Source organism: Bradyrhizobium sp. KB893862 SZCCT0404 (genome assembly GCF_018130885.1).
Lineage (GTDB): Bacteria > Pseudomonadota > Alphaproteobacteria > Rhizobiales > Xanthobacteraceae > Bradyrhizobium > Bradyrhizobium stylosanthis.
Map to the genome: position 1 here is coordinate 104,134 of NZ_JAFCLT010000004.1, position 20,118 is coordinate 124,251.

Sequence of the window (20,118 nt, forward strand, 5' to 3'; positions counted from 1 at the left end):
CATGCTCCTCACCCGCCAGACCCTGCCGAAGACGATCCCCGATATCGCAGCGCTCGACGATCTCCTGTGCCGGCCGACCCAGGCGCTGATCGACGACCTCGCCAAGGTCGAGGGCGACATCATGATCCTCGGCGTCGGCGGCAAGATGGGCCCGACGCTGGCGGGCCTTGCGAAGGCGGCCGTGCCCGATCGCCGCGTCATCGGCGTCGCCCGCTTCAGCGAACCCGGCGTGAAGGACTGGCTGCACGCGCGCGGCGTCGAAACCATCAATTGCGATTTGATGGACGAAAAGGCGATTCAGGCGCTGCCGAAGGCACCGAACATCGTCTTCATGGCCGGCCGCAAATTCGGCGCCGAAGGCGATCTGTCGCTGACCTGGGCCATGAACGCGCATGTGCCGGCGCTGGTCGCGCAGGCCTTCCCGTCCTCGCGGATCGTGGCCTTCTCGACCGGCTGCGTCTATCCCTTCGTGCCCGTCGACGGCAAGGGCTCGACCGAGGACATGGCGCCGAATCCGCCCGGCGAATACGCCCAGTCCTGTGTCGGCCGCGAACGCATGTTCGAGTATTTCTCGCGCAAGTCCGGAACGCCCGGCCGGCTGTTCCGGCTCAATTACGCGATCGACATGCGCTATGGCGTGCTGCACGACATCGCGACCAAGGTGCTTACTGGCGCGCCGATCGACGTCAGCCTCGGCCATGTCAATTTCATCTGGCAGGGCGATGCGTCCGCGCAGGCGCTGCGGTGTCTGGCGCATTGCACGGCGCCGACCTCGCCGATCAACGTCAGCGGCCACGAGATCCTTGCGGTGCGCGATCTCGCGCAAAAATTCGGCGCAAGGTTCGGCCGTGCGCCGGTGCTGGTCGGCAAGGAGGAGCCGACCGCATGGCTCACCGACACGTCGAAGGCCGTCGCGCTGTTCGGCCTGCCGGTGGTCGACACCGAGCAGTTGATCGCCTGGACCGCGGACTGGGTCTCCCGCGCCATGCCGAGCCTCGGCAAGCCCACCAAATACGAGGTGCGCGATGGACGATACTGACACAACGCTCATCCTCAAGCTCGGCGCCAGCGACGCGATTGCCGGGCTCGCGCTGTCGACGGAGGCGCACTGGAACCAGACCGAGGAAGACTGGCGCGTCTTCCTGCGCGACGGCGTCGTGTTCGGCATCCGTGACGGCATGCGGCTGGTCGCGACCGCGGCGCTGCTGCCCTATTCCGGCAACAACGCCTGGATCAGCATGGTGCTGGTGTCGGCCACGCACCGCCGCCGCGGCTTCGCCACCCGCCTCGTCGATACCTGCCTGGAGACCGCAAGCAGGAACGGCCTGACGAGCTGGCTCGACGCCACGCCCGACGGCGCCGCCGTCTACGGCCCGCTCGGCTTCACGCCGACGCTGCAATTGCGCCGGCTGAAGCTGGCGAAGCCCGCGCAGACCTCGGCGCCGGCGCCCGCGATCGCTACGCTCGAGGCCCTCCGCGCGCGGGACCGGCACGTCACCGGTTTCGACCGCACCGCCCTGCTCACCGCCTTCGCGCAGCGCTCAGGCTCGCGCATCGTCACCGCGAACGGCGGCATCGCGCTGATCCGCGACGGCCGCACCGCGCGCCATATCGGCCCCTTGTTTGCCGACAATGCCGCCGAAGCGCTGGATCTCGTTCACGCCATTGCGCGCTCCGAGAGCCGCCCCCTCCTGCTCGATGCGGTCGCCTCGCAAGGCCCGTTCCTGGAGGGACTGACCGCATCGGGCTGGGCCGTCGAGCGCCCGTTCCAGCGCATGCGGTTCGGCCCCGCCACGACCGCGGGCGATGAATTGCCCTTCGCCGTCGCCGGTCCCGAATTCGGATAGGACATCATGCACCACAGCCAGATCAACGCCGACATCCGCAAGCTGATCGCCGACGGCACCGTGCTGCCGGCGCATCCACTGGCCCTCACCGCCGAGCGCCAGCTCGACAAGACGCATCAGCGCGCCCTGACGCGCTATTACATCGACGCGGGCTCGGGCGGCCTTGCCGTCGGCGTCCACACCACGCAATTCGCGATCCGCGACGTCGGACTGTACCGGCCGGTGCTGGAGCTCGCGGCCGCGACGGCAGCGAACTGGACCAAGCGTCCGCTGGCGATGGTTGCGGGCCTCGCCGGTCCGACCCGGCAGGCCGTCACCGAGGCCCGCACCGCGCGCGACATCGGCTATCACGCCGGCCTGCTCAGCCTTGCCGCGATGAAGAGCGCCTCCGAGGACGAGATCATCGCGCATTGCACGGCGGTCGCCGCCGAGATTCCGCTGGTCGGCTTCTATCTGCAGCCGGCCGTCGGCGGCGTCATCCTGTCGAGCCGGTTCTGGCAGCGTTTTGCGTCGATCGACAATGTCATCGCGATCAAGATCGCGCCGTTCAACCGCTACCGCACGCTCGACGTGCTGCGCGGCGTCGCCGCCGCCGGCGCGCTCGACCGCGTCGCGCTCTACACCGGCAATGACGACCACATCCTGCTCGACCTGATGCTGCCGTTCGATCTGCGCGACAAGGGCGTCACCACGCGCACCTATTTCAAGGGCGGCCTGCTCGGCCACTGGTCGGTCTGGACCGCAAGCGCGATCAAGCAGTTCGAGCGCTGCAAGCAGGCGCGGCACAAGGACAGCGTGCCGGCCGATCTGCTCGCGCTCGATGCCCGCGTCACCGACTGCAACAGCGCCTTCTTCGACGTCGCCAACAATTTTCACGGCTGCATCGCCGGCTGCCACGAGATCCTGCGGCGCCAGGGCCTGATGCAGGGGCTGTGGTGCCTCGATCCCAACGAGGGCCTCAGCCCCGGCCAGAAGGACGAGATCGACCGCGTCTGCCGCGAGCATGCCGACCTCAGCGACGACGCCTTCGTCGCCGCGAACTTGAGCAAATGGCTGGCATGACGGAGGAGCCCTTCATCAGCCTGCGCGGCGTCCGCAAGGTCTATGGCAGCGGCGGCACGGAGTTTCTCGCCGTGTCCGACGTCACCATGGACGTGCAGGAAGGCGAGCTGGTCTCGCTGGTCGGTCCCTCCGGCTGCGGCAAGACCACGGTGATGAAGATTCTGGCCGGCCTGCACGGCGCCGACGGCGGCACCGTCAAGATCGGCAACGCCAAAAGTCCGTTCGACCCCACGCGCGACATCGGCATGGTGTTCCAGCAGGCGCTGCTGTTGAAGTGGCGCACCATCCTGGACAACGTGCTGCTGCCGGCGGAGATCGTCGGCCTTCCCATGAAGGCCGCGCGCGAGCGGGCGCGCGATCTGCTGAGGCTGGTCGGGCTGGCCGGCTACGAGCAGAAATATCCGCAGCAGCTCTCCGGCGGCATGCAGCAGCGCACCGCCATCGCGCGCGCCTTCATTCACGATCCCAAGCTGATCCTGATGGACGAGCCGTTCGGCGCGCTGGATGCGCTGACGCGCGAGCAGATGAACCTGGAGATGCTGCGGATCTGGCGCGAGAGCGGCAAGACCATCATCTTCGTCACGCATTCGATCCAGGAGGCGGTGTTCCTGTCCTCGCATTGCGCGGTCCTGACGGCGGGTCCTGCGAAGATGGCCGACTATTTCCCGATCGACCTGCCCTTCCCGCGCGACCTGCCGCTGAAGACGACGGACGCGTTCGGTGCCTATGCCAGGCGGATCTATGCGAAGCTGGGGCTCGCTTCGTAGCCCGGATGAAGCGAAGCGTAATCCGGGACAGCGTTGATGACGCGCGATATCCCGGATTTCGCTGTGCTCCATCCGGGCTGCGCACCGCGAACTCAGATTCCGTAGGGTGGGCAAAGCGCAAGCGTGCCCACCATTTGCCAATGAAGCGTGAGAACGTGGGCACGGCGCAAGGGCGCCTTTGCCCACCCTACGAGAGCCGGGCGCGGCGTGAACACCGCGCCCTCCTCGTCATCAGGCCTTGTTGCGCATCTTGCTGAGCAGATAGTTGTCGTAGAAGTTTTCCGCGATCTGCGTGTAGAACAGCAGCTCCTTCATATACGCGTCGTGGCTTTCCTTGGTGCGCTTGAACAGATCGCTCTTGGCGGCGAGCTCGTTCAGATGCTCCTGGGTCGCGTTGTAGCAGGCTTCCATCACCGGCTGCGGGAACGCCTTGAGCTCCGCGCCGTTGGCGATCAACCGCTTCAGGGCCGCCGGATTCACGCTGTCGTACTTCTCGAGCATCCAGGCGCCGGCCGCGGACGCGGCCTGGTTGACGACCGCCTGGTACTGCTTGGGCAGGCTCGCCCATTTCTCGTCGTTGACGATCATGTGCAGCATGGCGCCGCCTTCCCACCAGCCGGGGAAGTAGTAGTACTTGGCGACCTTCTGGAAGCCGAGCTTCTCGTCGTCATAGGGACCGACGAACTCGGCGGCGTCGATCGAGCCCTTCTCCAGCGCCGCATAGACGTCGCCGCCGGCGAGCTGCTGCGGCACGATGCCGAGCTTGGCCAGCACATGGCCGCCCATGCCGGCGATGCGGAATTTGAGGCCCTTGAGGTCGTCGACGGTCTTGATCTCCTTGCGGAACCAGCCGCCCATCTGGGTGCCGGAATTGCCGCACAGGATGGCGTGCGTCTTGAACGGCTTCAGCGCCTCGTTGGTCAGCTCGGCGCCGCCGCCGAAGTACCACCAGGACTCCTGGTGACGATGGTTCATGCCGAACGGCGCGCCGGTGGCGTAGGCCAGCGCCGGCTCCTTGCCGATGTAGAAATACAGCGGCGTCTGCGCCATCTCGACCGAGGCGACGCTGACGGCATCGAGCGCCTGCAGGCCCGGGACGAGCTCGCCGGCGGCGAAGGTCTGGATCTGGAACTTGTTGTCGGTGGCTTCCGCCACGTATTTCGCGAAGGTCTGCGCCGTGCCGTAGATGGTGTCGAGCGACTTCGGGAAGCTAGAGGTCAGGCGCCATTTGATCTCGGGCGCGCTCTGCGCGATCGCAGGTGCAGCAACCAGCGTCGTCGCGCCGGCGACCGCGCCGCCCTTGAGGAATGTACGGCGTTTCATGATCGGGTCTCTCCCTTGATGCAAGCTTCGAAACGGGTGGCTCTGTGACCCGGCTGGCCACGGCCTTGGCCGACCGTTTGCCTGTTCCCGGCGCAGAGTTCAAGTTACGAGAACGCATAGTGGCGCGGCCATCGGCCGCCAAAAGGGCTTAACCAACCAAGGACTTGATCAAGGGCTTGCGAAAGGCGGCTCAGACGTCCTGGAAAATCAAGTGTGCTGGAAATCAGGCATCCTGGAGAAAGACCGACAGCGCCCGCTGCAGCTCCTTGAAGGCGCGCGGTCCGATCTTGGCCGCGAGCGTCTTCTCGCTCTCGGCGATCGCCGGGCGCAGGCGGCCGAGCAGCGCGGCACCGGCCTCCGTCAGATACAGCACGTAGTAGCGGCGGTTGATCGCTGAGGCCGAGCGCTGCACCAGCCCCCGCCGCTCCAGATGATCCACGAGGCGCCCGAGCCCGGCCCGCTCGATCGAGAGGGATTGCGCGATGGCGAGCTGATTGACGCCCGGATTGGCATCGATCACCGACAGGACCGAGAACTGCGCCGCGCTGATATCGAAGGCGGCGAGCCGGCGGCTGACGTCCTTGAAGACCCAGAGCTGGGCCCGCCGGATGCGGTAGCCGAGCGACCGGGACAGGTCGTCGGAGGCGAGCAGCCTGGGCCGGCCGGTCTTTGCGGCCGGCGCGGGGCGCGGGGCGGATCGCTGCGGCTTCGTGGCGGGTGCCCGGCGCTGTGCGCCCTTGGACGATCGCTTCCTGACGCCCGCCTTCTTCGGCTCCATCGACGATGATCTCTCGCAAGCCGGCGCTGCGGCATCCACCCGGCCATCCGGGATTCGAATATCGAGACTATCGCAGCCGGCCCGGATCGAGAAGCCGGGCCGGCCCGCGCGCTTCGCGAGCACAGCTTCTACGACAGGTTGCACCGCATGATCGCGTGCTGCGTCATGTTGACACGACAACATCGCGCGCCCTAGGATCGCGACATCCCGCCGCAACACGAGCGGGACCAAGGGGGATGACGTCCGTGCTTCCATCAGAGATGGGCGACGAGCCGCGCGCGCTTGCGCGTCGCGGCGCGATCTATGCGCGCAGTAAGCCGGCGCGCAATTGGCGTCCCGCCCCCTGCTTCGGCAACGACATCGTCAACGACACGATCTGAACGAACGCGCCCCCGCGGCGCGCTTTCGCTCGACCATGGTGGATGAAACTGGGAGGAACTGACATGAAACGCCTATTTCTCGCATCGACGATCATGGCCGGCTGTGCCGCTGTGGGCACGCAGGCCATCGCGCACGGATTTCCGCCGAGCGGGGTCGCGCCGCGCGCGTCCTGCACGGCCCTCACCGGCCTCACGCTGCCGAACACGCAGATCCTGAGCGCGACGCAGAAGTCGGGCTATTGCAACGTGATCGGCATCATCAACAAGCGCGTGTCGACGCAGGACCCCGATCATTTCACCTACGGCATCGGCTTCGCGCTCAATCTGCCCAACACCTGGCACGGCCGGTTCGAGATGATGGGCGGCGGCGGCACCGACGGCAGCCTCAATGCCGATCCGCAGGGCGCCGCCGGCGTCGAGCTCGGCCAGGGCTGGGCCGTGGCAGCCAATGACGGCGGGCACGAGGACAACGCCAACAACGTCGTCGGCGGACATCAGGACGACGATGTCAATGCCGGCGGCTCCGCGCATTTCGCGATCGATGCGCAGGCACGCCGGGACTACGGTTACAACGGCATCGAGAAGACCGCGACGATCTCCCAGAAGATCATCTCTTATTTCTACGGGCTCGATACCGTCTATTCCTACATCATGGGCTGCTCGAACGGCGGCCGCGACGCCATGATGGCCTCGCAGCGCTTCCCCTGGCTGTTCGACGGCGTCATCTCGCAAAACCCTGGTTTCAACCTGCCGCAGGCGGGCCTTGCGGAAGCCTGGAACGAGCAGGTGCTCGGCACGCTCTCGACCAGCACGGACGTCAACGGCCAGCCGTTCATTCCCGACACGTTTCCCGGGCAGGACCTCCAGGTGGCCTCGGCCGCGATCCTGAGCGCCTGCGATGCCCTCGACGGATTGGTCGACGGCATCATCGACAATTATCACGCCTGCACGGCGAAGAAGGTGTATCCGGCGCTCGCCAAGTACACCTGCGGCACCGGCTCGCACGGCAACACGCCGCACGGCGGCACCTGCCTCACCACCGGGCAAGTGGACGCGCTCAAGAAGATCTATGCCGGCCCGGTCAACTCCAGGGGACAACGGCTCTATTCGAACTGGTTCTGGGACGCCGGCATCTGGACGCCGCCGACCGCGCCGGGTGCGGGCTGGCAACTCTGGAACGTCGTCACCGCGCCGGTGCCTGGTGTGAACACCGCGATCAACCTGACGCTCGGCGCAGGCGCGATCCCGATGATCTTCCAGACCCCGCCGGTCGTCACGCCCGTGAACGGGCCGAACGGCCAGGAAGCCTTCGTGTTCAAATTCAACTTCGACACCGACGCGCCGAAGATCTTCACGAAGACGGCCGCCTATCCCGAGAGCAGCATGGACTTCATGGCGGCGACCTCGACCGATCTGCGTCCGTTCAAGTCGCGCGGCGGCAAGCTGATCATCTCCTCCTCGGTCAATGACGGCATCTTCTCGGGCGCTGCGATCGCCCGCTGGTACCGCAACATGGACCGGCGCATGGGCGGACGCGCCGAGGATTTCGCGCGGCTGTTCATGGTGCCGAACATGGCCCATTGCGGCGGCGGCGCGGCCACCGCGAGCTTCGCCGGGAACGAGCTCAAGGCCCTCACCGACTGGGTCGAGAAAGGCATCGCGCCGGACCGCATCGTCGCGGCCAACACCAATGCCACCTCGCCCTATCCGGCCGGCGGGCTGTTCGATCCGCGCATCGCCCAGAACTTCCCGGCCAGCGGCACGCGGCCGCTCTGCGTCTATCCGAAGATCGCGGCGTACAAGGGCAGCGGCCTGACCAACGACGCCGGCAGCTTCGCCTGCATCGACCCCGGCTTCAGGCCGGGCGGCGACCACGACTTCCACGATGACGACGACGGGCGCGGCGACGACAGGCATTGAGGCGTCGTCTGTCCCTCTCGTGCCCCGGACGCAGCGCAGCGCTACTTTAGCGGTGCGCTGCAGAGCCGGGGCCCACGCTTCCGCATTGTAACGTGCTCGCTCTGGGTCCCGGCTCTGCGCAGCAGCGCAAGAGCGCTGCGGCGCGTCCGGGACACGAGATCGATTACGCGCGTGCGCTCATCTGTCCCTGCGAAATGTCCTAAGGCCTCACGCCGCCTCGGCCTGCGCGTACACTCCGGCCATGAACGCACCGAAACTCGGCGCAAGCGGCAGCACGTAGCCCCATTGGTCCGACATCGCTTGCGTAAGCGTCCAGCCCTCGTCGTAGCTGGCGACCTCGTGATCGATGAACCAGATCTTGCCGAAATGCGCCTCGTCGATCGTCATGCAGATCGGGTTGCCGCCATGGTCGCTCATGATCCACAGCAGCTCGTCGATGGTCGGCCATTGCGGCGTCTTGCGCGTGCGGACCAGCGAGCAGACGTCGCTCCGCAATCCCAAGACCTCCTGGATCGCGCCGGCCCAGTGCCCTTCCGGCCAGTTGAACTCGGCCGAGCCCCGAAAATAACCGCCGGCGCAGGCCAGCAGGAACCGGCGATACTCATCCGGCAGGCGGCAGCCGATCGACTTCTCAAATGCCTCGAGCGCCGCCTGCGTCGGCCGCTTCGTGCCGGCGCGATCGACGCTTGCAATAAATTCGGAGATATCCATGCGACTCCATTCCTCGGCGCGAAACGCGCCAGGTTTGGTCGCAGCCCCCAGGGAACAAGTTCGACGGGATGGCCGTAGCCCGGATGGAGCGAAGCGCGATCCGGGACGGACTATCGCGCAGTGAAAGCTGCGAAAGCGCGCTCAGAGCAGCTTCGCGCTCACGAACAGCGCGCGCACCGCGTTGGTCGCCTGCACCGCCAGCATGGCATTGCCGGCCGCGCCCTCGAGGGCCGCAACTGCGTCCTCATGCAGCGAGCGGAATTCCATCCACTCGACTGATTTGAAATTGGTCAGGAATTGATAGGCCTGGCCGACGGTCGCAATCGCCAGCGTGTCTCCGTTCAGCTTGATCTTGAACGTCGTGCGCAGTGGGGTTTCGGAGTTTGCTGGATCACTCATGGGCTGCTTCTGAACGATGACGGCTTAACGAAGGGGAAACGGCAGCCCCGCCGCAGCAGGCAAATGTCAGACATCAAATATCAGGAGTCGGTGCTGGCGCGCTGCGAGGCGGTCGCCGATCCGCCCAGGCTCGGCACCACGACCAGGCGGTTGAACTCGCCATTGTCCCAGGCCTTCAGGAAGCGGTCATAGTCCTTGATCGAGACGCAGCCGTTGGAATCGCCGCGCGGACCGAGCATGTAATTGTGCGTGAGCAGGCCGACGCGGCCGAGTGCACTGGTCCCATCGGTCGGGGTCAGGCGCAGCGCGCGGACGCCGTGGAACAGCTTCTCGCGGGGCTTCAAATCGTAGGTCGCCGGCGGGGTCGCTCCCACCATGCGCTGGTCGACATGCTGGGGGTCGTCCATCAGCGCGCCCATGCCCGAATGCGCTTCCAGCGCGACGCCGCTCGGCAAGTAAAGCGCCTTGGCCGAGATGTCGTAGACCGCCGTGCGCGAATCATAACCCAGCGCGGCGAGATCAGGCGCCTTGCCGAACAGGCCGTCGCCGGGCGTCAGCGAGGCCAGCTTGATCTTGTCGGTGAATTTCTCGAAGAAGTTGCGGTTGTCGACCCTGGGATTGGTCTCGGCATAGGACTGGCTCGAGGCGATCTGGGCGGAGAAGTCGGCCTGGACCGGACGCGAGCGCGGCATCGGGACAGCGGCGTCGGCGCGCTGCGAGGGCTTCGCCTCCTCGGCCACATGCCGGTCGTCCTCGGTCAGGGTCGAGCGCCACTCGTCGCCCTGGAGCTTCTGGGCCAGCATCGCCTTGGCATCGCGCAGCTTGAGCTGGACCGCGTTCACGGCGGAGCGCTCCAGCGACCGCAGGCCGAGCTCGCGGGCGGGCGGGTTGGCCGACGCCGACGCGAAACGGTCCTCGAAGGACGGTGAATTGGCAGGCGGCAGCGCGGCGGTGACGAGCGGGGTCGAATCGCCGATATCGGCGACCCAGGCGGCAGCGCCGAGCGCCAGCGCGACGGCCGCCAAGGACAGCATTATCGTCTCCGCTCGCCCAATACGGCGGCGCGACAACAGCCTCTCGGCGCGTGCGCGGTCGGAAACCATCAGATCCCCAAATCGACCCCCGGGGGGGCCCAACCCCCGCCCGGAGACTCTATACCAGCTACCACATTGGGAGCCAAAAGTTAGGCATAATCGCGGCCGGATAGGCGGCACCAAGGTATCCCATGACCGATCCTTTCGACCTAGATCGCTTCGTCCGGGCCCAAAACCCGGTTTTTCGCGACGTCCAGGGGGAGCTGGCGAGGGGCCGGAAGCAGAGCCACTGGATGTGGTTCGTTTTCCCGCAAATCGCCGGCCTCGGCTTCAGCACCATGTCGCAGCGTTATGCCATCGGCTCCCACGCGGAGGCCGTGGCCTATCTCGCCCACCCCCTCCTCGGCCCGCGGCTGATCGAGTGCACGCGACTCGTGCTTGGGGTCGAGGGGCGGACCATCAACGCGATCCTCGGCGCGCCCGACGATGCCAAGTTCCGCTCGTCGATGACGCTGTTCGGCGCCGTGTCCGACGAGCCCGTGTTCGATCAGGCGCTCGCCCGGTATTTCGCGAGCGAGCGCGACGCTGCGACGCTGGAGATCCTCGCACGGCTCGATCGGCCGGCGTAGCGCCTGCGATCAGCGCCCTTGGAAGACGGCCGCGCGACGCTCGATGAAGGACTGGATGCCCTCCTTCGCATCCGCGCTGCCGAGCACGCGATCGCGAATTTTCGGAATGTAGGCGATCGCAGCCGCCTCGCCGGCTTCGACATATTTCGCTGCCGCTTCCTTCGTCACCTGGATGCCGAGCGGTGCGTTGCGCGCGATGATGGCGGCGAGCGCCATCGCCCGTTCGATCTGTTCACCCGCAGGCACGACCTCCTGCACGAGGCCGATCGCATGCGCGCGCTGCGCCGAGAACTCGTCGCACAGGAACAGATGATACATCGCATCGCCCCAGCCGGCGCGCGACAGGAAGCGGAAATGCGCGCCGCCGAGCGGCGCGATGCCGCGCTTGGCTTCCATCTGGCAGAAGCGTGAATCGTCGGCCGCGATCACGATATCGCCGGCGAGCATCAGCTCGATGCCGATGGTGAAGACGATGCCCTGCACCGCCGTGACGACGGGCTTGCGGCAGCGCTTGTTCAGCCCGAACGGATCGACGTTGCCCTCCTTGATGTTGCGCTTTTCTGCCGCGGGACCGAAGAATTTCGGCATGTCGAGACCGGCGGTGAAGTCCTTGCCTTCGGCGCAGATCACGCCGACGCGGTAGGCCTCGTTGTCGTGCAGCTCGGTGAGGGCATCGGACAAGCGCTCCATCATCGCCGGGGTGAACGCGTTCTTCTTCGCGGCATTGTCGATGATGATCTTGAAGACGTGGCCGTGCACCTCGGTGCAGATCTGACCTTCGCTCATATGCTTCTCTCCGGATCGTTGGTGTTGGCAGAACGTCAGGCCGGCGACTTGATCGCCGCGCGGATCGCCTCGATCCGCGCCGGCGTGAACACGCCGGAGTCCAGAAGCTGAAGGATCGAGAGCACCCCGCCGCGCGATCCCCAGCTTCCCTCATCGATGATCTCGAAATTGACCCACCAGGTCGGCGACGGCGCCGGCATGCCGCAGGCCTCCGCAAGCCGCGCCAGCACGTTGCGGATCACCTCCGCGCGCAGCTCCGCGGGCCACGCCGCGTTCATCACCGCGATATTCACCGTGATGATGTCGCGTGGTGGATCCTGGTCGCACAGCAACCGGCCGCCGATCGCCATGCAGTCGGACGGCAGGTCGCGGAAGTGCACCTGAAAACCCATTCGCGCCGCCGGTGCGTGCTGGCCGACCTCCGGCTCGAGCACGGCGTCGGTCAGGCTTTCCGCGAGACGCCGGCGCTGCGGCAGGCCGAGCCGCCCGGCCGGCGCGGTCACGGTGATGATGGTCAAATCGGCCCTCCTTCGCGAATATGACACTCGTCATATTTCAGGACGACTTGCCTATGTCAAGCGTCATAGTCTAGATGGAGGCAGCCAATCGTGGGACTTCCGATGACCGCCACCACACGCGACAAGATGATCGCCGGCGCCGCCGACCTGATGAGCCGCCGCGGCGTCAACGCCACCAGCATGCGCGACGTCGTCCGCCACACCGCGACACCGCGCGGCTCGATCAGCCACCACTTCCCGGACGGCAAACCGCAATTGATCGCCGAAGCCGTGACCTTCGCCGGCCGACAGGTGTCCATCCCCCTGGAGAAAGCCATGAACGAACGCGGCGTGATCGGCGGTCTCAGGGCTTTCGTCGCATCGTGGCGCCGCCAGTTGGCCACAACCGGCTTCGAGGCCGGCTGCCCCGTGCTCGCCGTCGCCGTCGACCGCTATGTCGGCGAGCCCGGCGACAAGGACGACGCGGCGGCGCAGCAGCATTTGCTCGATCTCGCCGACGACGTGTTCGCCGATTGGCGGCAGATCATGCGCACAGCCTTGCTCCGCGAAGGTTTGGCGGCCGGCCGCGCCGAGCGGCTAGCAACGCTCGTCGTCGCCTCGATCGAGGGCACGGTCGCGATGTGCCGCGCCAGCCGCAGCGCCGATGCGCTCGATCAGGTTCAGGAGGAGCTGGAGACAGTCCTGTCCGCCGCCCTCGCCCACACCACCAAATAGATTGGATGTACACCGATGGATCTGTCCCGACAGCGCGAACTCGCGCGCCATCTCGCCAGCCTGCGCCGCGAGAGCCGGCAGCAAAGTGGTCTTGATGCGCATCTTGTGCCGCCGGATGCCGACACCGCGTATCGCGTCGCGCAGATGGTGGAAGAGGAGCTGGGCTGGGATGTCGTCGGCTGGAAGATCGCCGGCATGAAGCCCGAGCTCCAGCGCCAGCTCCGCATCTCCTCGCCGATCTACGGGCGGGTGTTCGCGCCGCTGATCGAGGTCTCACCCGCGACTGTCGAGCACGCCAGGCAGTGCAGCCCGATTCCGGAGGTCGAGTATCAGGCACGGCTCGGCGCAGACCTGCCGCCACGCACCAAGCCTTACACCGTCGAAGAGATCGGCGATGCCGTCGCCTCGCTGCACCCCGGCATCGAGCTTGCCGAATGCCGCTTCGTCCACGACGCGGCGTTTCCACCGATGGCGGCGATCCTGGCCGACGGCGCGGGATCGGGGACCATCGTCCTCGGCGAGGCGATCGCCGACTGGCGCAGCCGCGACATCGCGAATCAGGCGGTCGTGTTGAACTGCAACGGCGTGGAAAGGCGCCGCGGCAGCGCCGCCGAGGCTATCGATCACCCGCTGGTGCCGCTGACCTGGCTCGCCAACGAGCTGTCGCGGACCGGCATCGGTCTCAAGGCCGGACAAACCATCAGCACGGGCACCCTGACCGGCATGCTGCGGCCAAAGGCGGGCGAACCCTACACCGCCGATTTCGGTCCGTTCGGAACCGTAAGCGCGACCTACGCCTAGACGAATGGACGCATGCAGGCGGGGCATGCCGGGCGGCAGCGTAAACCCCCGATTAATACCGGCTGCCTATCGTTCGCGCAGAATAATTTTCTCCCGCGCCAATTGCCGGACAGATCATGAAAATCGGAACGCTCCTGACCACCGCCATCGTCTCGCTCTCGACCGTGGGCGGCGGCCTCGCCGTCTACGTCGCCGTGACGAAGTACCAGACCATGGAGCGGATCACCGAGGCGCAAGGCCGGCTCGCCATCGTCCGCGCCGTCAGCGACATCCCGCGCTATCTCAATCCCGAACGCGGCTTCTCCACCAACATCCTCTACGGGCCCGCAACCATCGACCCCACACTGATTGCCGAGCAGAACAAGCTGCGCGGGCAGACCGACGGTGCCCGTGACAAGATGAATGCGCTGCGCAAGGAGCTGCCCGGCCCGTTCGACGACGGCACCACCATCGGCAGCAACATCGACGGCGTCAATTCGAAGTTCACGGCGCTGCGCGAGGCGATCGACAAGGCGCTGGCCGGGCCGGCCGAGGCGCGCAAGGACGCCGCCAAGAAGATCGTTTCCGACAATGCCGTGCTCAACGGCGGCGTGACCGCCCTGCTCAACGAGCAGGTCCGCCGCATGGCGATCCTCAATGGCGATGCCTACCGGCAGGCCAGTTACGCCAACATCGCCATGACGCTGCGCGACGTCGGCGGCTTCAACTCCAGCCTCCACAAGAACCTCGTCGGCGGCAAGAAGCCGGCGACCGATGCCGAGAAGGCCGACATCAGCCGCTCGCAGGGCCGCAACGACCAGATCGTGATGTCGCTGCAGGAATTGCGCGGCAATCCGGCAACTCCGGCAAACGTCGCCGCCGCGCTGGAGAAGTTCAACGCGATCTATGTCGAGGAGTTCGGCCGCGAGCTCAAGCTCGTCAAGGACGGTGCGGTCACCGGCAAGTACGAACACGACATGGACACCTACTACGCCTCGACGCAGCGTGGTCTCAGCACCATCATCGAGGTCCGCGACGCCTTCTACGACAATGCCGAGCAGATCCTCGCCGGCGCATCCTCCGCCGCACGCACCAGCTTCACGATCGCGCTTGTCGGCCTCCTCGCCGTGCTGATCGCCAGCGCGGGGCTCATCGTCATGGTCCGCCGCCGTGTCTGCGCCCCGATCGTCGGCCTGACGAACCGGATGTCGCGGCTGGCCGACGGCGACCTCGCCGACGAAATTCCCGGTGCCGAGCGCTCCGACGAAATCGGCGCGATGGCCGCGGCCGTCCAGGTCTTCAAGGACAACATGATCCGGGCGGACCGCCTTGCGGCGGAGAAGCAGGCCGAGAACGACGGCAAGATGCGCCGCGCGCAGGCGCTCGACGAGCTCACCCGCGCCTTCGAGGCCAAGGTCACCGAGCTGGTCGGCGGCCTGTCCCAGGCCTCCTCCACCATGGAAAGCACGGCGCAGTCGATGACCTCGACGGCGGCCCAGACCAACAGCCAGGCCGCGGTCGTCGCCGCCGCCTCGGAGCAGACCTCGACCAACGTGCAGACGGTCGCCAGCGCCACCGAGGAGCTGACCTCGTCGATCGCCGAGATCGGCCGTCAGGTCGCGCAGAGCACCGAGATCGCCGCCCGCGCCGTCGACAATGCCCGCCGCACCGGCGACACCGCGCGTGCCCTCGCCGATGGCGCGCAGAAGATCGGCGACGTCGTCACGCTGATCCAGAGCATCGCGGAGCAGACCAACCTCTTGGCGCTGAACGCGACCATCGAGGCCGCCCGCGCGGGCGATGCCGGCCGCGGCTTTGCCGTCGTCGCCTCCGAGGTGAAGTCGCTGGCCGGCCAGACCGCCAAGGCGACGACCGAGATCTCCGAGCAGATCACCGCGATCCAGTCGGCGAGCGACGAGACCGTGGCCGCGATCCGCAACGTCGCCGACGTCATCGCCGAGATCGACCAGATCGGCACCGCGATTGCCGCCGCCATCGAGGAGCAGGGTTCGGCGACGCGGGAGATCTCCCGCAGCGTCCAGGAGGCCGCCCGCGGCACCCAGGAGGTCAACAGCAACATCACCGGCGTGCAGCGCGCCGCCGACGACACCGGAGCTGCCGCGAGGGAAGTGCTGGGCGCTGCCGAGCAGCTCTCGACCCAGTCGCGCGATCTTGCCGGACAGTTCGACCGCTTCCTCGGCGAGGTCAGGGCAGCGTAAGACCCAGCCCAGCGGGTTTCGTAGTCCGGATGAAGCGAAGCAAAATCCGGGAAAGTCTCACCGCGCATGCGCCGCCCCGGATTGCGCTACGCTACATCCGGGCTACGGGACTGTCCTCGCGGTAACGGATCTCAATACGGCGGCGCCTTCCGCGCCCGCTGCGCCTTCGCCGCCTCGATCCACCACAAGAGATCATCGGCAAAGCGCGGGAACGAGCGCTCCAGCGCCTTGCCGCCCTCGCCGATCGGCTCGCCCTCCGCCGACAAGGTCTGCGCGATCGGGCCGACGCCGATGGTGCTCGACACCACCACCATGCCCATCTCCGACAGCGTGCCGTGCCAGGCGGTCGCCGCGCGGGCGCCCGAGAAGCGGCCGGCGGAATAGCTCACGATCGCGGCCGGACGCCAGAACCATTCTTCGAGGAAATGGTCGGTCAGGTTCTTCAATCCCGGCTGAATGCCCCAATTGTACTCGCCGGTGACGAAGACGAAGCCGTCGGCGCCGCGGATCTGCTCCGCCAGCTTCTCGAGCGCCTCGGGCGCGGCACCCTTGGGGTGTTCCTTGTACATGCGGTCGAGCATCGGCAGGCCGATCGCCTTGGCGTCGATGAACTCGACCTCCTCGCCGCGGCTGCGCAGGCGATTGATGACGAAATTCGCAAGGCGGATGCCCATGCGGTCGGAACGGTAGGAACCGTAGAGGACGAGGATGCGATTGCTCATGGCGACAAGCTAGCACGAAAGCCGGCGGCGAATCCCGTCGATTTATCGCGCTAGCGCCCGCGGCCGCGGTCGAGCGTTTGCGACGGCGCCTCGCCGAACTGGTCCCGGTAGCTTCTGGAGAAGTCACTGAGATGCCAGAAGCCGAAGGCGAGCGCGACCGCCTTGACGCTGTCGGCGCCGGCGAGCAGGCGCTGGCGCACCAGCCAGAGCCGGCGCAGCCGCAAATAGCGGTGCAGGCTCATGCCGCGATAGCGTCGCACGACGTCGTGCAGGGTGCGCACGGACAGGCCGAGCTTGCGTGCGATCTCCTCGCTGTAGATCGGCTGCGAGAGATCCTCGGACAGCAGCGCGCGGATGTCCTGGAACACCCTGAACTGACGCCCGTCGTTCGGCCGCCTGGTCCATCGCGCGGCCACCAGATTGGCAAAGACGTCGTCGACCGCGCCGAACAGCGACTCCTTCATCGCGGCGCCCTTCAACGGCACCTCGGCTGCCTCGATTGGCCCGGCCGCGGCCGCCACCACCTCCCGAACCACTTTCCGCAGCCGAAGCAGTGCCGGCATGCTGGTCTCGAAGATCTTGAAGCTGGACTGCGTCTCGGGCCAGCCGCGGTCCTTCACCTCGGGGTGAAAGACGATCGAGGCGATCTGCCGCTGCACCTCCTCGATGGTATTGTAGGCCGCGCCGTTGCTGCCGATGACGATGACCGCGCGGTCGCGCTGGGCACCGTTGAAGCGGATGGGAACCTCGAGATCGTCCATCGCAAAGCCAACGGCCGTGCAATCGGCAACCAGTTGCGCGTCCACCACGCGCGGAAACGCGCGCGTGACATTCACGTCGCAGCCGGGCAGGCGCAGGATCACCTGCTCGGCCGCGATGCGTCGCACGAACGGCGTAAACTCGACGTTCAACCCGCGTATCGAACTGCGAAACTCGTCGACATCGGAGAAACGAAATATCTTTGGCGCCAACCCCGGCGCATCTTCAATGTTGCTCATGACAAATGAAAAGCCGCGTCGCGAAATGACGCGTCCGGCAAATCTGCCGATCTCAATATCCCCCTTTCGGTAGCGCCCGGACCGAAAGAATCACCCTAGCCTGTTCCGGCCAATTGGCGAGGGTCTGTTGCAAAGGACAAGCTGACGGTTTGCGTCCTGCCAAATTTCGATAGCGTTTCAAATGCGAACGACGGTGTGGTGATACCCGAGGCGCCTCGCCCAGAATCCCGCGTCTGTGCTTCCAGAGAGTTCCACTGGGATCGCAGTCGCACAAGTCACGGCAGATGATGACTGCGAAGGCCCTGTCTTCGCCGGCGGGTCGACGATGTGGTCGCGCCCTCGTCAGGAACGCGGCGGTCTAATGCGTCGCGCGGTAACTGGCGCGGCGCGGGATCGAGCGGCATGCCAGACCTTCGGCCAGCAGCTTCATGTCCTCGGGTCTGCCGCTTCGGATCAGCCGGCCGAACTCATCGGGTGTGAAAGGAAGATTGGGATCATCGTCGATCGGGCGCCGCGCTCGCGGGCCGAACAACCGTCGCACCAGGCTAGCCAGCCGCCGCATATCAATTCCCTCGCGCCAGCAACAAACCTTTCAGTCCGCATATTGTTCCTCCCGCACGTTGGAGATTGCAAGAGGCCGCCAGCCGGTCCGCACCAAAAATTTCGGGAATAGAATTTTCTCCTCCGCGCAGCGCCGATCGACTCACACGCGTTAATCGGCAAAGCCGACATAGCGCACGAACTCGTTGTTATGCTCGCGATCCGAGCGCACCGCGTTCGCGGCGAAGTCGTCGTCGGGATAGCCCATCGCGACGCAGGTCATGATCACCTCGTCCTCCGGAATCTTCGCGACCTCGCGCACGATGTCCGAGCGCATGATGCCCTGGCCGTTGATGACGGAGCCGAGGCCGCGGTCCCACGCCGCAAGCACGATGCCGTAGCAGAGCGCGCCGAGATCGAAATGACAGACCGCGCCCGGATCGAGCACGCGATCATAGGTCAAGACCAGCGAGACCGGCGCGTCGAACTGGCGGAAGCCGCGCAGCACCCAGTCCTGCCGCATCGGCTTGTCGTCGCGCGCGATCCCCATCGCGCCGAACAGCTTCTTGGCGATGTCGACCTGTCGCGTGCGATGCACGCCCTGGTACTCGCCGTGGCTGATGATGTCGCGCTTGACCTTGGCGCCGCCGATCATCTCCTCCATGTTGCGGCGGCGCACCTCTTCAAGCGGATGACCGGTGAGCACGTGGACATGCCAGGGCTGGGTGTTCATCGACGACGGCGCGCGCTTGGCGCTTTCGATGATCGCCTCGATCACCGTGCGCGGCACCGGCTTCTGCTTGAAGCCGCGCACGCTGCGGCGCGACTGGATCAGCGTTTCGAATTCCACGTGTTTGGTCTCCCTGCCCGTTCATTTCGTAGCATCGCACCACGGTTGCCGGTGCGGCGCGCAAAATCTATGCTAACCCGCAAGCAAGACCAAGATCCCTGGAGGACTGCCCATGGCCGCGCCGCTCGATCCCGTCATCGCCCAGATCATTCCACTGATGCCGATGCGGGATACCACCACGATGACGCCACAGAGCGCCCGCGATTCCTTGCGCGCACTGGCTGCCTCGCGCGCCGCCATCCCGCCGCCGCCGGTCGAGAGTGTGCAGGATATCAAGGTGAAAGGCGGCGCGGGCCCACTCGATGCGCGCGTCTATCGGGTCGGCACGACGCCCGCGCCCACCGTGGTGTTCTTCCACGGCGGCGGCTGGGTCGCGGGCGATCTCGAGACCCATGACAGGCAGGCGCGCAATCTCGCGATCGAGACCGGCGCGGTCGTCGTCTCCGTCGACTACCGCCGTCCGCCGGAGACGCGCTTTCCCGGCGCCTTCGAGGATGCCTTTGCGGCGGTGCGCGACATCTTTGGCCGCGTCGCGGAATTTGGCGGCGACGCAAAACGCCTCGGCGTTGCCGGCGACAGCGCCGGCGGCAATCTCGCGGCAACGACGGCCCTCGCCTGCCGCGATGCCGGCATCAAGCTCGCCGCGCAGCTCCTGGTCTATCCCGTCACCGATATCGTCGGCGGCTACGTCGATGCGGGCGAGAACGCGCGCTTTCCTTCACGCGCCGAGAATGCCGACGGCTACTTCCTGACCCGCGCCACGATGGAGTGGTTCTGCGGGCATTATCTCGCCGACCCCGCTCACGCCGGCGACTGGCGTGCCTCACCGCTACGCGCGCCGTCGCTCGAAGGCCTTGCACCCGCGATCGTCACCACCGCCTGGTTCGATCCCCTCCGCGACGAGGGCGCCGCCTATGCGCGGGCGCTGGAGGCGGCCGGCGTGCGGGTCAAGCACCATGAAGGCCCCGGCCTGATCCACGGCTATTTCGGCATGGGCGACGCCTCGGACGTCGCGCGCGCCGAGGCGCAGCGCGCGCGGGCCGACTTCAAGGCACTGCTCATGCGAGGGGTGTAGGCTTGCCGCCAAGTCCGTAGCCAGTAGCCCGGATGGAGCGCAGCGCAATCCGGGATTCTTGCCACA

22 protein-coding genes are annotated in these 20,118 nt (G+C 66.5%); 11 read left to right on the top strand and 11 right to left on the bottom strand.

Annotation, left to right across the window (positions count from 1 at the left end; genetic code table 11):
• Position 1 precedes the first annotated feature (1 nt).
• The 4 genes from JQ617_RS18300 to JQ617_RS18315 are packed head-to-tail and all read left to right on the top strand — an operon-like array spanning position 2 to position 3,676.
• The gene (locus tag JQ617_RS18300; RefSeq protein WP_212027531.1) at positions 2-1,039 is read left to right on the top strand and encodes an NAD-dependent epimerase/dehydratase family protein; all 1,038 of its coding nucleotides are present in this window, start codon (positions 2-4) and stop codon (positions 1,037-1,039) included.
• A complete protein-coding gene (locus JQ617_RS18305) occupies positions 1,026-1,847 on the top strand; it encodes a GNAT family N-acetyltransferase (protein ID WP_212027532.1) in 822 nt (273 codons plus the stop codon). Before JQ617_RS18300 ends, JQ617_RS18305 begins: the two co-directional genes overlap by 14 nt.
• A 6-nt stretch (positions 1,848-1,853) precedes the next feature.
• Positions 1,854-2,909 (top strand): dihydrodipicolinate synthase family protein, encoded by a 1,056-nt coding sequence (locus JQ617_RS18310; protein ID WP_212027533.1) that lies wholly within the window; start codon positions 1,854-1,856, stop codon positions 2,907-2,909.
• Positions 2,897-3,676 carry an ABC transporter ATP-binding protein gene (locus JQ617_RS18315; RefSeq protein ID WP_212027534.1) on the top strand — a complete coding sequence of 260 codons (780 nt, stop codon included), beginning with the start codon at positions 2,897-2,899 and terminating at the stop codon, positions 3,674-3,676. Before JQ617_RS18310 ends, JQ617_RS18315 begins: the two co-directional genes overlap by 13 nt.
• Before the next feature lie 231 nt (positions 3,677-3,907).
• Here JQ617_RS18315 and JQ617_RS18320 read toward each other — a convergent pair whose 3' ends face one another.
• The gene (locus JQ617_RS18320; protein ID WP_212027535.1) at positions 3,908-4,999 is read right to left on the bottom strand and encodes a TRAP transporter substrate-binding protein; all 1,092 of its coding nucleotides are present in this window, start codon (positions 4,997-4,999) and stop codon (positions 3,908-3,910) included.
• Positions 5,000-5,222: 223 nt separating this feature from the next.
• Positions 5,223-5,921, bottom strand: a complete 699-nt coding sequence (locus JQ617_RS18325) for a MarR family winged helix-turn-helix transcriptional regulator (protein ID WP_349630633.1) — start codon at positions 5,919-5,921, stop codon at positions 5,223-5,225.
• A gap of 92 nt (positions 5,922-6,013) precedes the next feature.
• On the opposite strand from JQ617_RS18325, the gene JQ617_RS18330 reads away from it, so the two are divergent.
• A complete protein-coding gene (locus JQ617_RS18330; protein WP_212027536.1) occupies positions 6,014-6,157 on the top strand; it encodes a hypothetical protein in 144 nt (47 codons plus the stop codon).
• Positions 6,158-6,220: 63 nt separating this feature from the next.
• Positions 6,221-8,077 carry a tannase/feruloyl esterase family alpha/beta hydrolase gene (locus JQ617_RS18335; protein ID WP_212027537.1) on the top strand — a complete coding sequence of 619 codons (1,857 nt, stop codon included), beginning with the start codon at positions 6,221-6,223 and terminating at the stop codon, positions 8,075-8,077.
• A gap of 207 nt (positions 8,078-8,284) precedes the next feature.
• Here the strand turns inward: JQ617_RS18335 and JQ617_RS18340 are convergent, their stop codons facing one another.
• The 3 genes from JQ617_RS18340 to JQ617_RS18350 form a co-directional block, all read right to left on the bottom strand.
• Complete coding sequence (locus JQ617_RS18340) at positions 8,285-8,788, bottom strand: SMI1/KNR4 family protein (protein ID WP_212027538.1); 504 nt, start codon at positions 8,786-8,788, stop codon at positions 8,285-8,287.
• 141 nt (positions 8,789-8,929) lie between these two features.
• Positions 8,930-9,187: a hypothetical protein gene (locus JQ617_RS18345; protein ID WP_063683912.1), complete on the bottom strand. Its 258-nt coding sequence runs from the start codon at positions 9,185-9,187 to the stop codon at positions 8,930-8,932.
• 80 nt (positions 9,188-9,267) lie between these two features.
• Complete coding sequence (locus tag JQ617_RS18350) at positions 9,268-10,221, bottom strand: DUF2778 domain-containing protein (RefSeq protein ID WP_212027539.1); 954 nt, start codon at positions 10,219-10,221, stop codon at positions 9,268-9,270.
• A 191-nt stretch (positions 10,222-10,412) separates the two neighbouring features.
• Between JQ617_RS18350 and JQ617_RS18355 the strand changes: the two genes are divergently transcribed.
• Positions 10,413-10,850, top strand: coding sequence for a DUF1810 domain-containing protein (locus JQ617_RS18355; protein ID WP_212027540.1), 438 nt, complete (start codon positions 10,413-10,415; stop codon positions 10,848-10,850).
• Between the two features lie 9 nt (positions 10,851-10,859).
• Here JQ617_RS18355 and JQ617_RS18360 read toward each other — a convergent pair whose 3' ends face one another.
• Complete coding sequence (locus JQ617_RS18360; RefSeq protein ID WP_212027541.1) at positions 10,860-11,636, bottom strand: crotonase/enoyl-CoA hydratase family protein; 777 nt, start codon at positions 11,634-11,636, stop codon at positions 10,860-10,862.
• Between the two features lie 35 nt (positions 11,637-11,671).
• Positions 11,672-12,154: a tautomerase family protein gene (locus JQ617_RS18365; RefSeq protein ID WP_212027542.1), complete on the bottom strand. Its 483-nt coding sequence runs from the start codon at positions 12,152-12,154 to the stop codon at positions 11,672-11,674.
• A gap of 102 nt (positions 12,155-12,256) precedes the next feature.
• Between JQ617_RS18365 and JQ617_RS18370 the strand changes: the two genes are divergently transcribed.
• From JQ617_RS18370 to JQ617_RS18380, 3 genes are all read left to right on the top strand, one after another.
• Positions 12,257-12,868 carry a TetR/AcrR family transcriptional regulator gene (locus JQ617_RS18370; RefSeq protein WP_212027543.1) on the top strand — a complete coding sequence of 204 codons (612 nt, stop codon included), beginning with the start codon at positions 12,257-12,259 and terminating at the stop codon, positions 12,866-12,868.
• Between the two features lie 15 nt (positions 12,869-12,883).
• Complete coding sequence (locus tag JQ617_RS18375; RefSeq protein ID WP_212027544.1) at positions 12,884-13,669, top strand: 2-keto-4-pentenoate hydratase; 786 nt, start codon at positions 12,884-12,886, stop codon at positions 13,667-13,669.
• Positions 13,670-13,785: 116 nt separating this feature from the next.
• Entirely contained in the window at positions 13,786-15,867 is a 2,082-nt protein-coding gene (locus JQ617_RS18380) for a methyl-accepting chemotaxis protein (protein WP_212027545.1), read from the top strand.
• Between the two features lie 131 nt (positions 15,868-15,998).
• Here the strand turns inward: JQ617_RS18380 and JQ617_RS18385 are convergent, their stop codons facing one another.
• The 4 genes from JQ617_RS18385 to JQ617_RS18400 all read right to left on the bottom strand — a co-directional run bounded on the left by JQ617_RS18385 (position 15,999) and on the right by JQ617_RS18400 (position 18,977).
• The gene (locus JQ617_RS18385; RefSeq protein ID WP_212027546.1) at positions 15,999-16,589 is read right to left on the bottom strand and encodes an NADPH-dependent FMN reductase; all 591 of its coding nucleotides are present in this window, start codon (positions 16,587-16,589) and stop codon (positions 15,999-16,001) included.
• A gap of 50 nt (positions 16,590-16,639) precedes the next feature.
• Complete coding sequence (locus tag JQ617_RS18390; protein ID WP_212027547.1) at positions 16,640-17,587, bottom strand: helix-turn-helix domain-containing protein; 948 nt, start codon at positions 17,585-17,587, stop codon at positions 16,640-16,642.
• 358 nt (positions 17,588-17,945) lie between these two features.
• Positions 17,946-18,149, bottom strand: coding sequence for a hypothetical protein (locus JQ617_RS18395; protein ID WP_212027548.1), 204 nt, complete (start codon positions 18,147-18,149; stop codon positions 17,946-17,948).
• A 150-nt stretch (positions 18,150-18,299) separates the two neighbouring features.
• The gene (locus JQ617_RS18400) at positions 18,300-18,977 is read right to left on the bottom strand and encodes a nitroreductase (RefSeq protein ID WP_212027549.1); all 678 of its coding nucleotides are present in this window, start codon (positions 18,975-18,977) and stop codon (positions 18,300-18,302) included.
• Positions 18,978-19,089: 112 nt separating this feature from the next.
• Here JQ617_RS18400 and JQ617_RS18405 point away from each other — a divergent pair, with 112 nt between their 5' ends.
• Entirely contained in the window at positions 19,090-20,052 is a 963-nt protein-coding gene (locus JQ617_RS18405; RefSeq protein ID WP_212027550.1) for an alpha/beta hydrolase, read from the top strand.
• Positions 20,053-20,118: the final 66 nt, after the last annotated feature.

Excerpts from the sequence above, each read along its gene's own strand:
- JQ617_RS18385 (WP_212027546.1), bottom strand. The coding sequence starts at position 16,589 with ATGAGCAATCGCATCCTCGTCCTCTACGGTTCCTACCGTTCCGACCGC.
- JQ617_RS18335 (WP_212027537.1), top strand. The coding sequence starts at position 6,221 with ATGAAACGCCTATTTCTCGCATCGACGATCATGGCCGGCTGTGCCGCT.
- JQ617_RS18380 (WP_212027545.1), top strand. The coding sequence starts at position 13,786 with ATGAAAATCGGAACGCTCCTGACCACCGCCATCGTCTCGCTCTCGACC.
- JQ617_RS18405 (WP_212027550.1), top strand. The coding sequence starts at position 19,090 with ATGGCCGCGCCGCTCGATCCCGTCATCGCCCAGATCATTCCACTGATG.
- JQ617_RS18395 (WP_212027548.1), bottom strand. The coding sequence starts at position 18,149 with ATGCGGCGGCTGGCTAGCCTGGTGCGACGGTTGTTCGGCCCGCGAGCG.
- JQ617_RS18375 (WP_212027544.1), top strand. The coding sequence starts at position 12,884 with ATGGATCTGTCCCGACAGCGCGAACTCGCGCGCCATCTCGCCAGCCTG.
- JQ617_RS18320 (WP_212027535.1), bottom strand. The coding sequence starts at position 4,999 with ATGAAACGCCGTACATTCCTCAAGGGCGGCGCGGTCGCCGGCGCGACG.
- JQ617_RS18315 (WP_212027534.1), top strand. The coding sequence starts at position 2,897 with ATGGCTGGCATGACGGAGGAGCCCTTCATCAGCCTGCGCGGCGTCCGC.
- JQ617_RS18345 (WP_063683912.1), bottom strand. The coding sequence starts at position 9,187 with ATGAGTGATCCAGCAAACTCCGAAACCCCACTGCGCACGACGTTCAAG.
- JQ617_RS18305 (WP_212027532.1), top strand. The coding sequence starts at position 1,026 with ATGGACGATACTGACACAACGCTCATCCTCAAGCTCGGCGCCAGCGAC.
- JQ617_RS18340 (WP_212027538.1), bottom strand. The coding sequence starts at position 8,788 with ATGGATATCTCCGAATTTATTGCAAGCGTCGATCGCGCCGGCACGAAG.
- JQ617_RS18355 (WP_212027540.1), top strand. The coding sequence starts at position 10,413 with ATGACCGATCCTTTCGACCTAGATCGCTTCGTCCGGGCCCAAAACCCG.
- JQ617_RS18310 (WP_212027533.1), top strand. The coding sequence starts at position 1,854 with ATGCACCACAGCCAGATCAACGCCGACATCCGCAAGCTGATCGCCGAC.
- JQ617_RS18370 (WP_212027543.1), top strand. The coding sequence starts at position 12,257 with ATGACCGCCACCACACGCGACAAGATGATCGCCGGCGCCGCCGACCTG.
- JQ617_RS18330 (WP_212027536.1), top strand. The coding sequence starts at position 6,014 with ATGACGTCCGTGCTTCCATCAGAGATGGGCGACGAGCCGCGCGCGCTT.
- JQ617_RS18350 (WP_212027539.1), bottom strand. The coding sequence starts at position 10,221 with ATGCTGTCCTTGGCGGCCGTCGCGCTGGCGCTCGGCGCTGCCGCCTGG.
- JQ617_RS18390 (WP_212027547.1), bottom strand. The coding sequence starts at position 17,587 with ATGAGCAACATTGAAGATGCGCCGGGGTTGGCGCCAAAGATATTTCGT.
- JQ617_RS18300 (WP_212027531.1), top strand. The coding sequence starts at position 2 with ATGCTCCTCACCCGCCAGACCCTGCCGAAGACGATCCCCGATATCGCA.
- JQ617_RS18360 (WP_212027541.1), bottom strand. The coding sequence starts at position 11,636 with ATGAGCGAAGGTCAGATCTGCACCGAGGTGCACGGCCACGTCTTCAAG.